This window comes from Collinsella bouchesdurhonensis, from assembly GCF_900155365.1.
GTDB lineage: Bacteria > Actinomycetota > Coriobacteriia > Coriobacteriales > Coriobacteriaceae > Collinsella > Collinsella bouchesdurhonensis.
Genome location: NZ_LT699737.1, coordinates 108904 through 122229 on the forward strand (window position 1 = coordinate 108904; position 13326 = coordinate 122229).

At 56.8% G+C, this 13326-nt stretch carries 16 protein-coding genes; 8 read left to right on the forward strand and 8 right to left on the reverse strand.

All coding sequences use genetic code 11. The features are described from left to right. Positions 1-212 precede the first annotated feature (212 nt). From BQ9843_RS00515 to BQ9843_RS08995, 3 genes are read right to left on the reverse strand one after another with little or no spacing between them, the layout of a single operon-like run. Positions 213-1184 (reverse strand): TlpA family protein disulfide reductase, encoded by a 972-nt coding sequence (locus tag BQ9843_RS00515; RefSeq protein ID WP_075843461.1) that lies wholly within the window; start codon positions 1182-1184, stop codon positions 213-215. Positions 1185-1215: 31 nt separating this feature from the next. After that, on the reverse strand, positions 1216-2085 hold the full coding sequence (locus BQ9843_RS00520; protein ID WP_230205506.1) for a 4Fe-4S binding protein: 870 nt from the start codon (positions 2083-2085) through the stop codon (positions 1216-1218). A gap of 25 nt (positions 2086-2110) precedes the next feature. Next, positions 2111-2200 carry a CD1871A family CXXC motif-containing protein gene (locus tag BQ9843_RS08995; RefSeq protein WP_022094046.1) on the reverse strand — a complete coding sequence of 30 codons (90 nt, stop codon included), beginning with the start codon at positions 2198-2200 and terminating at the stop codon, positions 2111-2113. A 129-nt stretch (positions 2201-2329) separates the two neighbouring features. Between BQ9843_RS08995 and BQ9843_RS00530 the strand changes: the two genes are divergently transcribed. After that, positions 2330-3022, forward strand: coding sequence for a response regulator transcription factor (locus BQ9843_RS00530; protein ID WP_082421910.1), 693 nt, complete (start codon positions 2330-2332; stop codon positions 3020-3022). Positions 3023-3054: 32 nt separating this feature from the next. Next, positions 3055-4158: a HAMP domain-containing sensor histidine kinase gene (locus BQ9843_RS00535; RefSeq protein ID WP_230205507.1), complete on the forward strand. Its 1104-nt coding sequence runs from the start codon at positions 3055-3057 to the stop codon at positions 4156-4158. Between the two features lie 76 nt (positions 4159-4234). Here BQ9843_RS00535 and BQ9843_RS08920 read toward each other — a convergent pair whose 3' ends face one another. Both BQ9843_RS08920 and BQ9843_RS00545 read right to left on the reverse strand, forming a co-directional pair. Beyond that, on the reverse strand, positions 4235-4339 hold the full coding sequence (locus BQ9843_RS08920) for a GMP synthase (glutamine-hydrolyzing) (RefSeq protein ID WP_083647851.1): 105 nt from the start codon (positions 4337-4339) through the stop codon (positions 4235-4237). 331 nt (positions 4340-4670) lie between these two features. Further along, positions 4671-5201 (reverse strand): flavodoxin family protein, encoded by a 531-nt coding sequence (locus tag BQ9843_RS00545; RefSeq protein ID WP_075843464.1) that lies wholly within the window; start codon positions 5199-5201, stop codon positions 4671-4673. 408 nt (positions 5202-5609) lie between these two features. On the opposite strand from BQ9843_RS00545, the gene BQ9843_RS00550 reads away from it, so the two are divergent. From BQ9843_RS00550 to BQ9843_RS00565, 4 genes are all read left to right on the forward strand, one after another. After that, positions 5610-6311, forward strand: coding sequence for a transglutaminase-like domain-containing protein (locus BQ9843_RS00550; protein ID WP_075843465.1), 702 nt, complete (start codon positions 5610-5612; stop codon positions 6309-6311). Positions 6312-6415: 104 nt separating this feature from the next. After that, entirely contained in the window at positions 6416-6871 is a 456-nt protein-coding gene (locus BQ9843_RS00555) for an SWIM zinc finger family protein (RefSeq protein ID WP_040219962.1), read from the forward strand. A gap of 222 nt (positions 6872-7093) precedes the next feature. Next, positions 7094-7630, forward strand: a complete 537-nt coding sequence (locus tag BQ9843_RS00560; RefSeq protein ID WP_075843466.1) for a hypothetical protein — start codon at positions 7094-7096, stop codon at positions 7628-7630. Between the two features lie 170 nt (positions 7631-7800). Continuing rightward, positions 7801-9003, forward strand: coding sequence for an MFS transporter (locus tag BQ9843_RS00565; protein WP_075843467.1), 1203 nt, complete (start codon positions 7801-7803; stop codon positions 9001-9003). Here the strand turns inward: BQ9843_RS00565 and BQ9843_RS00570 are convergent. Further along, positions 9000-9248: a hypothetical protein gene (locus BQ9843_RS00570; RefSeq protein ID WP_075843468.1), complete on the reverse strand. Its 249-nt coding sequence runs from the start codon at positions 9246-9248 to the stop codon at positions 9000-9002. The genes BQ9843_RS00565 and BQ9843_RS00570 overlap by 4 nt on opposite strands. Positions 9249-9760: 512 nt before the next feature. Between BQ9843_RS00570 and BQ9843_RS00575 the strand changes: the two genes are divergently transcribed. Further along, positions 9761-10306 (forward strand): PadR family transcriptional regulator, encoded by a 546-nt coding sequence (locus tag BQ9843_RS00575; RefSeq protein WP_083647850.1) that lies wholly within the window; start codon positions 9761-9763, stop codon positions 10304-10306. Further along, positions 10303-11967, forward strand: a complete 1665-nt coding sequence (locus tag BQ9843_RS00580) for a flavodoxin family protein (protein WP_075843469.1) — start codon at positions 10303-10305, stop codon at positions 11965-11967. The genes BQ9843_RS00575 and BQ9843_RS00580 overlap by 4 nt, the downstream gene beginning before the upstream one ends. A 72-nt stretch (positions 11968-12039) precedes the next feature. On the opposite strand, the gene BQ9843_RS00585 is transcribed toward BQ9843_RS00580, so the two are convergent. Both BQ9843_RS00585 and BQ9843_RS00590 read right to left on the reverse strand, forming a co-directional pair. After that, the gene (locus BQ9843_RS00585) at positions 12040-12825 is read right to left on the reverse strand and encodes a hypothetical protein (protein ID WP_075843470.1); all 786 of its coding nucleotides are present in this window, start codon (positions 12823-12825) and stop codon (positions 12040-12042) included. 89 nt (positions 12826-12914) lie between these two features. Beyond that, positions 12915-13326, reverse strand: a 412-nt coding sequence (locus BQ9843_RS00590; RefSeq protein ID WP_075843471.1) for an ATP-binding protein, incomplete at its 5' end; no start/stop codon positions are given.

The following is a 13326-nucleotide window of genomic DNA, read 5'->3' on the forward strand; positions in this document are numbered from 1 at the left end:
TGTTCGGAAACGATAGAAAAGCCGCCAGTCCGTCGCGCCCACTCGCCTAGCACCCATCTCGAAAACAAAGACGAACCCGACAGAAATGAACTGCCTCCCATTTCTCATGTCCAAGAAATGGGAGGCAGTTCACTATATGGTGGAGCTTATCTTGAAAGGTAGGGACTACTTCGCACAGCGGCGCACGATCCTCGCCATGCTTTACGCGTTTTTTACTGCTCGCTATTCGCAATCGCCTGGTCAATAAGCTTGTCGAGTGCCGCGCGCTGCTCGGCGGAGCTGATGGCTCCCACGATTGGATCCCCTACGATGTTGCCGTTCTGGTCGATAACGTAGGTTGTCGGGAACGAGAACAGATTTGACGTAAACTTGCCAGCCTCGCTGTCCGACTTGAACCAGACGTTCTTATACGTCACGCCCTTCTTCTTCAGCACGTCCTTGGCATCCGCAATCTCATCCTTGTTGCCATCGAGCGTAAAGGAATTGACGCTCACGACCTGGCCGCCCTTCTCGGCGAGCTCCTTATTCAAATTTTCAAGATCGCCCAGCTCGCCCACGCACGGCTTGCAAGTGGTGAACCAGAAGTTCATGACGGTGACCTTGTTCTTAGAGAACAGCTCATCGCTGCTCACGTCGTTGCCATCCAGGTCCTTGCCCGTAAAGCTGGGGAACTTCGTCGCCTTAGTCGAAGCATTAGCATCAGTCGTCATACCCGCGGCCGAAGCGTCGACGCACTCGCCTGCGCTCGGCGTGCTTCCACAGCCGGGGAACTCCTTCTCCAAGCTCTCGAGCTTGTCCTCAATCTCTTTGATTTGCTGCGCGCCGGCCTTGAGCGTCTTAAGCTCATCCGCCGTAAACTCGTCCTTGGCGCCGTCGATGGTCTTGAGCAGGAAATCGCCGTAATTGCTGCCGTCCTCAATCATTGCCGAGTCTTTATTTGCCGCATTGAATACCTTTTCCCACAGCGCGTTATCGCTCGAAAGGATATCGTTCTCCTTTTTCATGAGTTTCGCATACAACTCGGCGGCCTCGTCGGCATTGGTCGGCTTCTGCGCAGTGAGTTCTGCGATCTTAGGATTGGAGCTCGCAGATTCGCTCGCATTGCCACCGGGCGCCGAACATGCCACAAGACACAAGGCCAATACCGGCACCATAAACAGGGCTGCAATCTTAGAAAGCTTCATGGTCATTCCTCCGTTTTCGTCGAAGCTTGTTTTACTTTTCATCAGCGGTCAGAGGGAGCTTTTCTGCCGGCACATCCAGGCCATAGCGATAGCTGATGGCATCGACGGGACAGGACCCAATGCACTTTCCGCACCGGATGCATTCGGCATGATTGGGCGCGCGGACCACATCGACGTCCATCTGACAAACCTTTGAGCACTTGCCGCACGAGACACATTTGCATGCATCGACCCGGATTCCCAGTAAGGACACCTTATTCATGAGCGCGTAGAATGCGCCGAGCGGGCAAATCCATTTGCAGAAGGGGCGATAGAATAAAACGCTCAGCACCACCACGGCAATGAGGACGAAAAGCTTCCAGGTGAAGAGCTGCCCCAGCGCAGATCGAATTCCAGCATTGGCAGCCGCCAGCGGAATGGCGCCCTCGAGCACGCCCTGCGGACAGATGTACTTACAAAAGAACGGGTCGCCCATGCCCACGTCGTTAATCACCAAGACGGGCAGCAGCACCACAGCAAACAGCAGCACGACGTACTTGATGTACGTGAGCGGCTTGAGCTTTTTCGTAGAGAACTTTTTGCCGGGAATCTTGTGAAGCAGCTCCTGCAGCCAGCCAAACGGGCACAAAAACCCGCATACAAAGCGACCCAGCAGCACGCCGAGCAAAATGAGCGTACCGGTGACGTAGTAAGAAAAGTTGAACTTGGATGAACCTACTACCGACTGGAACGACCCGATGGGGCACGCACCCGATGCCGCGGGGCACGAATAGCAATTAAGTCCGGGTACGCAGACTGTTTTTCCCGCGCCCTGATAGATGCCGCCTTTGGCAAAGTTTGGCAGGTGAATGTTGGTGATGAGCGTCGCCGCCACCTGAATGAATCCGCGAAATCGGGCCAAAACATGCGACGCAGTGTTTTCTCTTTTATCCAATTCCGATACACTCCAAGCACAGCCTAATCGCTTTGGCCAGCACGGCATCCGCCTCGCCACGCATAACGCCAAAGCACACCATGGCAATTCCGACGATCAACAAAGCGACCTGTACCACGGGTTTTACCGCTTTGAACAACCTGACCACTCCTTTCGTTACGCGACCATTGGACCATATCGACCATAAAATCCGTGTTAAGCGCGATTTGGAATGTGCAAGGAGACTGTTATGCGTATTTTGATCGTCGAGGACGAGTGGGCGCTGTGCGACGCAATCGCACGCAGCTTACGAAACCTGGCATACAGCGTCGACTGCTGCCACGATGGACAGGAGGCGCTCGACCTGCTGGGCGTCGAAGTCTTTGACCTCGTGGTACTCGACCTCAATCTCCCCCGCATCGACGGCATGACCATACTCAGGGAACTTAGGAAAACCGACTGCGAGACCAAGGTACTCGTGCTCTCGGCACGCGGCGAGGTCGCCGACAAGGTGGCGGGACTCGATGCCGGCGCCAACGATTACCTCACCAAGCCGTTTCATCTGGACGAGCTGGCAGCACGCATCCGCAGCCTCACGCTCAGGCGCTTTACGCAAAGCGATGTGATGCTCACCTGTGGAAAGCTCCGCTTTGACACCAAGGCGCGCGTCGCCTCCACCGGCAGTGAGACTCTGTCGCTCACGCGCAAGGAAACGGGAATCCTGGAATACCTGATGCTCAACCAGGGACGCCCAGTGAGCCAGGAAGAGCTTATCGAGCATGTATGGGACAGTAGCGTCAACAGCTTTAGCAACGCAACCCGCGTTCATATCTCGTCACTCCGCAAAAAGCTACGCAGCGCTTTGGGATACGATCCGATTCGCAATCGGATTGGAGAGGGCTACGTTATGGAGGATAGCGAATGAAAAGGCTTTCGCTGCAATGGCGCATAACGATTATGGCGGCACTGCTCACGTGTGTAGCGTGCGTGCTAACGAACTGCCTGGTCGGCTATACGGGCATGCACTACATGGATGCCATCGGCAGTGACATCTCGGCCCTTAACGCAACCGGCGAAGATTCGCCCCAGGCGTTCGACCCAACGAAAGCGACCCTCGATGACGAGGTCACGATCGTCGTAAGCGACGCGCAAGAGTCTTTTGGCACGACAGCCTGGTGCATCACGGCTGGAGTCACACTCCTTGGCGGCGTGCTGGCATACTTTGTGAGCGGCGGTGCACTCAAACCGCTACGGGCTTTTGCGGCCCAGGTTGAGCGTGTGCAGCCTGACAACCTAAGCGAAATCAGACTCAGCGAAGATGTGCCCACCGAACTACAACGATGCAGCGCCTCTTTCAACGACATGATCGCCCGTCTTGGCGAAGGGTTCTCTGCACAGCGTCAGTTTACCGGCAACGCCGCACACGAACTACGAACCCCACTCGCCCTTATGCAAGCGCAAATTGAACTATTCGTCTCCGAGCACTCCAATTTGCGACCCAAAACAGCCGAGCTGCTCGGCCTGCTACAAGAACAAACTGAGCGCATGTCTCGAATGACCAAGGTATTGCTCGAGATGAGTGAGCTCCGCAGCGTTCCCTGCGAGGACGATGTTGAACTCGGCCCCTTGTCCGAAGAGGTCCTCACCGACCTTGCGCCACTTGCCGAGAATAAGGACGTAGCCCTCGATTGCGCCGGAGACGCTTTGGCAATCGGAAGTGATACGCTCCTCTATCGGCTGGTGTTTAATCTGGTCGAAAACGCCATCCGTTATAGTCGCCCCGGCTCGACTGTCAACGTCTCTATCTGCGATACCGATAGCCACGTGTTCCTGCGGGTCAAGGACCAGGGCCCTGGTATACCCAAGAAGTATCGAGAGAGCATCTTCCAGCCGTTTTTTCGTCTCGACAAATCCCGCAGCAGAGCATACGGCGGCGCAGGACTCGGGCTAGCACTTGTCTGGGAGATTGCAGCGCTTCACGGTGGCGCTGTAGAGGTCGAAGCAAGTTCCGAGAACGGGACCACCATGCTCGTAACTCTCTCAAAGGGGGCCACCACGTGATTCGACTGCCCAAGGGGTCCCGCACAACATTACGTGGGGCCCTTTGCCAATGCAATTCACCCAAAAGAGTAGAAGCTTACTCCCACTCGACCGTGCCGACGGGCTTGGGCGTGAGGTCGTAACACACGCGGCAGATGCCGGAGACCCCGGCGGTGACGTGGGCGGTGATGCGCTTGAGCAGTGGCCTTGTGCGGTGGAATCAAGTGGCAGCGCCGGACAACAAGTCCCGGCCATCGTCCCTCAAGCGACGGACCGGGCACGGCCCCACACGCAGCCTCGAAATGAGTGGCGGTCTTTCGAGCATTTTCTAACGAGTGGCGGTTTTTGAATCTTTTAGAAAGCAGAATCAATCGAATGATGTATGTTTATCCGCCACTCATTCATGCATGAGTGATTTTCCGCCACTCGTTTGGACACGAATCGACGTAACGACTCTAGCGTCTCGTCTTTCTTAAACAAAGGGCGCACGAAGGAGACTCGACCCCACTCGCACGCCCCATTCACATGCATCGCTAGGCAAGCTTGCGGGCAAGGGCGCGAACCTCGTCGAGCTTGGGCGAGGTTGCCATGCTGTCGCGCTCGGTCATGCCGCTGATGGTAACGATGCCCTGGTCTTCCCACTCGCAATACGCGCACGTAGCCTTGTACTGCGCGATTGCCGCATCGTAGACGCCATCGCTGTGGCTATCGAGCAAAAGCGCCACCTTACGGAAGGGAAAGCCGATTCCGCCAAAGGCATACAAGCGATCGATGGCAGCCTTCTCCTGCGCAGTGATATCGAACCAATAGATGGGCGAAGCAAAGACCACCATGTCAGCGCTCTTGAGGGTCTCGATCACATCGCCCATTTCGTCCTTCTGCGTGCAAACCCCCTCGTGGCTAAAGCAGTACTTGCAGCCCAGGCAACCGGCGATTCTCTTACGCGCCACGGGAACGACCTCGACAGCGTGACCCTGCTCGCGCGCGGCCTGGGCAAACGCCTCGACCATGATGTCGGTATTGGCTCCCTTACGCGGGCTGCCGCTTAAAACGACGATATTCATTCTGTTTTCTCCTCTCTGAGCGCCGTAGGCGTACGGCACATGGGCTTGTTTGTTCTACCCAAAAAAGAGAAATGCGAGCGAGATGGAATACAAGCACAAGTTGCAGCGCGCCCGGGAAAAGCTACGGCTCGTCCGGGAGGAGCCGCAGTGTGCCCGGGAGAAACCGACGCGTTCGCCCTGAATGGCGCCGAATGAGTGGCGGTTTTTCGTGCATTCCTCGGCGAGTGGCGGTTTTTGAAACGCCCCTGAGGCGAAATCGACTAGATAATGCACGTTTCTCCGCCATTCATTTCAAAACGAGTGATTTACCGCCACTCGTCGCCTGCATCCAAACCGACGCCCGCCCACGATAGACCCAGGCCGTCCTTCCCGTACAATGAGCAAAAGCCAGGAGAAGAAGGGCGCACCATGGATCGATACCTGCGGGAAACACCGATGCTCGATTACGGCAGCGCCTCCATTCAGGCGCTGATTCACAAACACGGTTGGAACGAACTTCCCGAAACAGAGCGGGTACAGGCTATCTACAACTACGTACGCAACGAGATACTGTTTGGCTACAACATCGACGACAGCATCCCCGCATCACGTGTCCTCGCTGACGGCTTTGGCCAATGCAATACCAAGGGGACGCTTTTCATGGCACTGCTGCGTCCCTGCGGCATCCCCTGCCGAGTCCACGGCTTTATGATCGACAAAAAGCTGCAAAAGGGCGCCATGACCGGCATCGTCTATCGCAACGCGCCGCAAGAAATCCTTCACAGCTGGGTCGAAGTCTTTCTCGACGGACGTTGGTACGAGCTGGAGGGCTTTATCCTCGATAAGAGCTATCTGGGAAGCCTACAAGCAGCCCACGCGGAATGTTCTGGCGCGTTTTGCGGCTACGGCGTCGCCGTCAAGGACTTCAAGCACCCGCCGATTGACTTCGACTGTAACGACACCTATATCCAAAGCGAAGGCATCACCCGTGACCTTGGAATCTACGACTGCCCTGACGACCTGCTACAAGAGCATGGCCAAGCCATGCCTGCAATAAAGGCGTTCGCCTACCGATATCTTGGCAGGCATCTCATGAATCGAAACGTGAAGAAGATTCGCAACAGGATGTAGACGGAACCCCATGGGCTGCCACAACTTTCCGAGCGATTTCAAGCTGGCCACAGGCAGCTCGTAATTAACGGGCACGGACCCATCATCTCGCAGAGGAGCCGCACATGTATCACCCGGTAATCAATCTTGCCAGCGCAAAATCGGCCTGGCGCGGCCTTGGCATCTACCGCGCGGGCAAGGTTCTCACTTGCGAAAAAGCCGAGGGGAACTGGTTTGAAGGGACTGTGCAGGGCTCGGCTGAGCAGCCGTACCACGTCAGACTGTCCTTGGACCATCCGCGCAGCTCCACCTGCGACTGCCCGCACGCGAAGAACCGAGCAGTCATCTGCAAGCACAAGGTCGCGCTTTTCTTCAAAGCCGTTCCCAATGCCGAGAGAGACTTTCTTCGAGAGGTCGAACTGGAAGAGTTTCTCTACAACGCAGCCTTAAAACGCGAGGCAGAAGAGCGACATCGCGAGATCGTCTCGTACGTTTCGAAGCTAACGAAAGCACAACTCCAGCAGGAACTCATCAACGCGCTCGAGGAATTAGATTCGCGCGACCAGTACAGCCGTTGGTAATGCCCTCGTACCCTCGTGTTGATTCTGTTAGCACGCAGCACCAACGTGCTAGAGTGGCTATTGCGTGTAGCGCGAAGCTGCCGCGGCAGATGTCCAACGGCGTCACTCCCCCGCGGCAAATACAGTGTAGTAAGCAAAGCGTGCGGTTGCCCTCCGGGGCGACCGCACGCTTTTGTTTGTTAGGGGTATGCCGCGCGAACCCCCACAAGAAAGGAGAAATTCATGCCAAAGAACAAGGTGCAAGGCGTGATCTTTGGAATCCTCATGTCCATCACGATGGCCTATGGAATGGAGGTCTACAACGTGGCCTGGAAACTGGGCATCCCCACTATGGCACGCGGCTTTTCCAACATGACCAACGACGTCTTCGCCGATGCCTTTATAGAAGCGTCGTACATGTGGATCTTTGTCTTCCTGTTTTCGAATCTGTGGGGCACGCGCGGGGGCGCATCCCTGGCCAAACGCCTTATCGACCCCGAGCGCGACAGTGCCTTTGTCCAGGGAACCGTTCGTTCTTGCTGCACCGTCCTTGTCATGTGCCCCACGATGAGCCTTGTTGCAAGCATCCTGTTCAACATCGTTCTCGCGGGCATGCCCGTGAGCCAACTCCCAGGCATCTGGGCAGGCACGCTTATCAAAAACTTCCCCATGGCGCTGTTATGGAACCTCTTCGCGGCGTCTCCCGTCACGCGTCTTGTCTTTGGAGCGCTTTTCTCGCACATGGGAGAAACAAGGGCAGCAGAAGAAGCCAAAGCATAAAAGACGCATGCCAAATCAGCTTTATCTTCGATATACTTCAACACGTCAATGAGCTGCTCCGTGCGTAAGTCCAATTGATGGCTTCGCCGTTCAGCTGTGACATTTTTCGCATCACGCGCATTCAATCCCTGCTGGACGGTCCTATCAAACCCGTCTAGGAGGGATTATTTATGTCAACAGAACAAGCTGCGCACGCCGGCAAACCTGCCGCCAAACTTTGGACGCGCGACCTGGTGCTCATCATCCTGGTAAATCTCTGCGTTTTCACCAACCACATCATGAGCCTCTCCACCTTCCCGTTCTATATCCAAAGCCTGGGTGGCAGCGAGGCGGTCGCAGGCATCTGCGCGGCAGCCTTTGCCTTTGTAGCCGTAATCATCAGGCCGTTTGTAGGCTGGTGGCTCGATAACGGTGTTCGTAAAGCGGCGCTCGTGGTAGGCCTGCTCCTCTTGGGCGCCGCGCCGCTGGGTTATGTGTTCGTGCCGGTCCTTTCGATGAGTATCGCCTTCCGCATGCTTCACGGCATCGGACTGTCCTTCTCCAATTCGACCACGGCGACTGTTGCCTCCGATGTGATTTGCCGCCCCCGTTTTGCAGAGGGCATGGGCTATTTTGGCATGGCGACCGCCCTGGCTTCGGCGATCGCACCGGCGCTGGGCCTTAGCCTCATGGAAGGCTTTGGATTTGGCACGTTGTATGCTGTTGCCGCTGGCATTGCGGGCCTTGGGCTTGTTCTTTTTGCCTTTGTGCGCACGCGCAAGGTGAATGTCCCCAAGAAAAAGCTCGACTTGCGCACAATCATCAACCGCGATTCCCTGCCCGCCACGGCAACCATGCTCGTCTTTATGCTGACCTTTGGCGCCCTGGAGAACTTCGTCGCTATTTTTGCAGCCGAGAATTCGCTGCCCTCGGGATCGATCTACTTCATCGTGATGTCGGTGATGCTCCTCGTGGTGCGCATCACGCTGGGCAAGCTGGTCGACCAGCGCGGAGAGGCCATCTTCGTCTATACCTGCAACGCTGCGATGCTCGTAGCCTTTTTGCTTTTGGCCCTCGTCCCCAACACGGCAACGTACATCCTCTCCGCAGCGCTTGCCGGCTACGCCTTTGGCGGCCTTGAGCCTTCGCTGCAGTCGATGGCGGTTCACACCTCAACCGACGAAACGCGCGGCTCGGCCAATTCGACATTTCTATGCGGTTACGACATCGGCTACGGCCTGGGCGGTGGCCTCGCAGGCTCGCTGATTACCGCCATGGGCTATTCGAGCATGTGGATGATCGTCTCACTGGCCTGCGTGGCAAGCGTGCTCATCTACGTAGTGTGGGCGCGTCATTCCGACACGTCGTTTAGCAAGAATCTCGCCAGGCACTAGCCGGACATCAACACAATCGATGCGATGAACGCCGTCGCATGGCAAGCTTCAATGCCTGTCATGCGACAGCTTTTAGTAGATAAAGGCAGTACGAGAATTGCGCCAGTCTTCGTGTCGCTCACGACTGTGCCGGCAGGCGCGCGAACGCTCGAATCCGCAGCGAGTCCGCCGCCGTAGCTGGCTGTCTTGTTGCCGGTAATGGTGCTCCCCTTGATGTTCATGGCGGTGTAGCACCCATACGACATGACACCTCCGCCACGGAAGCAGCATTGTCGCTGATCTCGGTGCCGCAAATCTCGACGTGGCCTTGAGCATCACCGCGAACACGCCGCCACCCAGAGCGGAGTGGCGGTTTTTCGCGCATTCCCCAACGGCTGGCGGTTTTTGAAACGTTTTAGGGGCCAAATCGAATAGATAGTGCACGTTTTTCCGCCAGTCATTTCAAAATGAGTGATTTGCCGCCACTCATTCCGGCGCTCATCCGTCACTCGTTCCAAAATGAACGATTTACCGCCACTCGTTTGGATCTTGCTCGGACCCGAAGCCCCTACGGGACTAAACTCGGCAGCAAAATGCGCGTTTTGCCGCCAGTCATCTCAAAGTGCACGTTTCTCCGCCACTCGTTCCGCCACTCATTTCAAATCCGCCCGCGCATCCGGCACACCTTTACCGAACCATTACGTCTCGTGCCCCAGCAGAGCCCCTCCGTAGCCTATAATCATAGTGCACAAGTGGAATATCATCATAAGGGACGGGCATGATGCTAAAACACGGGATACTCGGCCTTCTCAATTACGGCGACATGACCGGCTACGAGATCCGAGAGATTTTCAACAAATCCCTGAACTTCTTCTGGCAAGCGCAGAGCAGCCAGATTTATCGCGAGCTGCGCACCCTGGAGAAAAACGGCTGGATAACGATCACCACCGTCGAGCAAAGTGAGAAACCCAACAAGAATGTCTGCTCCATTACGGAAGACGGCCGCACCGAGCTTCTGAGCTGGCTCTCCACGCAAAACCCCATCGGCGATACCCGCGTGCCCCTGCTAATGCAGGTGTTCTTCCTGGGCAACCGAAGCAAAGAGGAAAACATCGCCTACTTCGAAGGTATCGCAAGTACATGCCGCCAGCAGCTGGCCTCCTTTTCCGACATCGACCAAAGCATCGACTACTTTGAGGGCGAACTCAATCTGCAGGACCAAAGTCCATACTGGAAAATGACCGCCGACTTTGGCAGAAGAAGCCTGCAAATGCACATCGACTGGGCCGAGCACTGCGCCGCTAAACTGAGGAGCGAACGATGAACATCCTGGCCATCAACGGCAGCCCCAAAGGCGAACGAAGCAATACCTGGCGCCTGACCAGCGCTTTTCTACGAGGAATCGCCGCCCGGGAAGAGAGTGCCTGCGGGCAGACGCCAGCAGTCGAAACCCTACATGTCGCCAAACTCGACATCAAACCTTGCCTGGGCTGCTTTTCCTGCTGGAGCAAGACGCCGGGAACATGTTGCCTGCACGACGACATGCAAGCAATCATTGAGAAAATCCTGTGGGCCGATGTCATTATCTGGAGCTTCCCCCTGTACTACTTCGGGCTGCCCGGTCCGCTGAAGAACTTGATTGACCGTCAACTTCCCATATCGCTTCCCTTTATGAGCGTCGAGGCGCAAAACGGCGGGCATCCGTCCCGCTACGACATGAGCGGCAAGCGGACAGTCGTGATTTCGACCTGCGGATTCTATACCGCAAAGGGCAATTACAGCGGCGTAACCGATCTGTTCGATCGGCTTTGCGGCAAAGGCGGCTACACTGCGCTCTTCTGCGGGCAAGGCGAACTCTTCCGCGTGAAGGAGTTGGCAGAGCGTACGGACGAATACCTTTCACAAGTCGAAAAAGCAGGCGAGGAGTTCGCGGACGGGAGCATCACTGGGGAGACCCGTGCCAAGCTCGATCAAAATCTGTTCCCGCGCGACGTCTTCGAAGCGATGGCGGACGCAAGCTGGGGTGTTGACGAATCCGGCGAAAAGGAAGAGCCAAGCCTGGTATTCACCCGTCAGATGGCAGCCCTCTACCGCAGGGAAGCTTGGCCGGGACGCGACATCGTACTCGACATGCGCTACACCGATATCGACAAGACCTATCGCATCGTCCTTGGAAAGAACGGCAGTCACGTCGAGGAGGAACCCACCGGGGGCTTCACCACAAATTGCACCACTCAAATCAACACGCCCCTGAGCGTTTGGCGCTCGATTGCCGCCGGCGAAATTGCCGGCGACGAGGCGCTCATGAAACATATGTACTCGGTTGAAGGCAACTTCGACCTGATGATGCACTGGGACGAATACTTTGGGGCTGCAAATCTCGGCGCAGGCAACGGTAACACAAGCGCAAGCGCTAACGAGACAAGTACCACCAAGAGCGTGGACGAGCCAAAAACCAACATGTTGCTGCTCTTAATTCCCTGGATCGTCTTTTGGGTTGCAGCTTCCATCGACAGCTTTTGGGGCAGCCTTCTCAGCATGGCGATATGCGTTCTTCTGCCAGTGCTGATGTACCGAACCGAGACCACCCGATACGACCAGATTTCGAGCCTGGGAGTCGGCGCATGCTCCATCGCGTTGCTGGCAGGGGCCTCCCCCGTCCTCGTGATTCCGGCATCGTATTTCCTGTTCGGGCTCATCTGGACCGTCTCCTGTTTCACAAACGTGCCGCTGACTGCTCATTACTCCAAAAACAGCTACAACGGAGATGCGGCGCTGCGCAACCCGATTTTCATGAGAACGAATCGCGTCCTAACCGCCGCATGGGGAATCCTCTACCTGGTCACGCCCATCTGGACATATTTCATCATGCAGACGGATGCTGCCAGCTTTGCTGGCGCGATCAACTCGGTCCTCCCTGCGCTCATGGGCGTCTTTACTGCCTGGTTTCAAAAGTGGTATCCGCAGCACATCGCCCGAGGGTAGAGGCGCGCTCTAAACAAGGGCATGAATCAAGACCCGGAACGTCCCCGCCGTATACGTGTACGGAGCCACCCATCACCCAAGCGTGAGTGCGTCACCCGGAGCGATGTCGGAAGCCTCGGGACTCAGCACCAGCACGCCGTGACACCCTTCGGTTAAGCCACCTTTCTCGGGTATAAGATCCGAGCTGTCGATTGTGCTGACGGTCGGCAGCGGCTGGCCAATAATCGCGTTGGGAAACATCCACCAGCGCAAGAACCCTGTAGTGGCACGGTTAATAAGTACCTTTGCCGGATAGCGCATGCCACCATGATGGACTGTCACGATGTCACCGGCCGCGAAAGCGCCCAGACGCACGTTGCCCGCGATTGCGATGGTGCCCTTAAGACGCTTGATGTTAGGAAGCCCCGCGCAAAACGGCTTGAGTTTGGGCATCAGAGCGACCTCGAGCACCTCGAACACGTTCTTGGCACCGCCGAATCTCTTCGAGACCTCCTGCTTGTACGCATCGATGCTCGCGAGCTCGTCCTTAATCTGGTCCGATCTGAGCTTAGCCAAAGGATCGCTGCGAAGTGCACTGGTATAAGAGAAGGCAGTGCTGTTCACCGGATCAAGCGGATCGGCATAGAGGAAGTCGTTCCTGAGCATGGTGAGGATGGGCCTGCCGGCATCAGGCGCCTTTTCTAACGTAACGGGCTCGTCGTCGGTATAGTACATCGGGTACTTGGGCCGCAGCCTGTAGGCGCACTCGGGGCAGAGCCAGCCGTCCTGCAGCATGGCACCGCACGTGTCGGTGATGGGATTGAACGCCGTGTTTTTGATGACGCCGCCGCAGCCTGGGCAGATGATTGTTAGCGTCAATCTATTTTTCACCAGTTTCGCTAAACAGGCGCACCGTTCGCGCAAAGGCGGTTTCACCGGTTGCGCTAACGTATTTTCACCGATTCCGGTCACGGCTTGACGGGGCCGTCCCTCGGTAGGTCCTTCAGCCTGTAGGACCTGCCGGTTATCTTGACCAGGTGGCAGTGGTGGCACACCCTGTCCGCGATCGCGCTCGCCGCCACGTCGTCCCCGAACACCCTGCCCCAGCCGCTGATCCCCACGTTGGTGGTGATGATCGTCGAGCGCTGCTCGTAGCGCGTCGATATCAGCTGGAACAGCAGGTCCGCGCCCGCGCTGCCGACGTCGAGGTAGCCGAGCTCGTCGATGATCAGCAGCCTCGAGTGGGCGTAGTACTTGAGCCTCTTCTTGAGGATGCCGCGCGACGAGGCGTCCTCCAGGTCCTCGACGAGCCGGGCGCAGTCCACGAACCTGACCTCGCGCCCCGCCCTGACGGCCTCGATGCCCAGCGCGACGGCGAGG

What these genes read in the sequence shown, in the direction of transcription:
- BQ9843_RS00570 (WP_075843468.1), bottom strand. Translation starts at nt 9,248, where the DNA reads ATGTCGTATGGGTGCTACACCGCCATGAACATCAAGGGGAGCACCATT.
- BQ9843_RS00560 (WP_075843466.1), top strand. Translation starts at nt 7,094, where the DNA reads ATGCCAAAGAACAAGGTGCAAGGCGTGATCTTTGGAATCCTCATGTCC.
- BQ9843_RS00555 (WP_040219962.1), top strand. Translation starts at nt 6,416, where the DNA reads ATGTATCACCCGGTAATCAATCTTGCCAGCGCAAAATCGGCCTGGCGC.
- BQ9843_RS00545 (WP_075843464.1), bottom strand. Translation starts at nt 5,201, where the DNA reads ATGAATATCGTCGTTTTAAGCGGCAGCCCGCGTAAGGGAGCCAATACC.
- BQ9843_RS00580 (WP_075843469.1), top strand. Translation starts at nt 10,303, where the DNA reads ATGAACATCCTGGCCATCAACGGCAGCCCCAAAGGCGAACGAAGCAAT.
- BQ9843_RS00575 (WP_083647850.1), top strand. Translation starts at nt 9,761, where the DNA reads ATGATGCTAAAACACGGGATACTCGGCCTTCTCAATTACGGCGACATG.
- BQ9843_RS00535 (WP_230205507.1), top strand. Translation starts at nt 3,055, where the DNA reads ATGGCGGCACTGCTCACGTGTGTAGCGTGCGTGCTAACGAACTGCCTG.
- BQ9843_RS00515 (WP_075843461.1), bottom strand. Translation starts at nt 1,184, where the DNA reads ATGAAGCTTTCTAAGATTGCAGCCCTGTTTATGGTGCCGGTATTGGCC.
- BQ9843_RS00550 (WP_075843465.1), top strand. Translation starts at nt 5,610, where the DNA reads ATGGATCGATACCTGCGGGAAACACCGATGCTCGATTACGGCAGCGCC.
- BQ9843_RS00565 (WP_075843467.1), top strand. Translation starts at nt 7,801, where the DNA reads ATGTCAACAGAACAAGCTGCGCACGCCGGCAAACCTGCCGCCAAACTT.
- BQ9843_RS08995 (WP_022094046.1), bottom strand. Translation starts at nt 2,200, where the DNA reads ATGGTGTGCTTTGGCGTTATGCGTGGCGAGGCGGATGCCGTGCTGGCC.
- BQ9843_RS00530 (WP_082421910.1), top strand. Translation starts at nt 2,330, where the DNA reads ATGTGCAAGGAGACTGTTATGCGTATTTTGATCGTCGAGGACGAGTGG.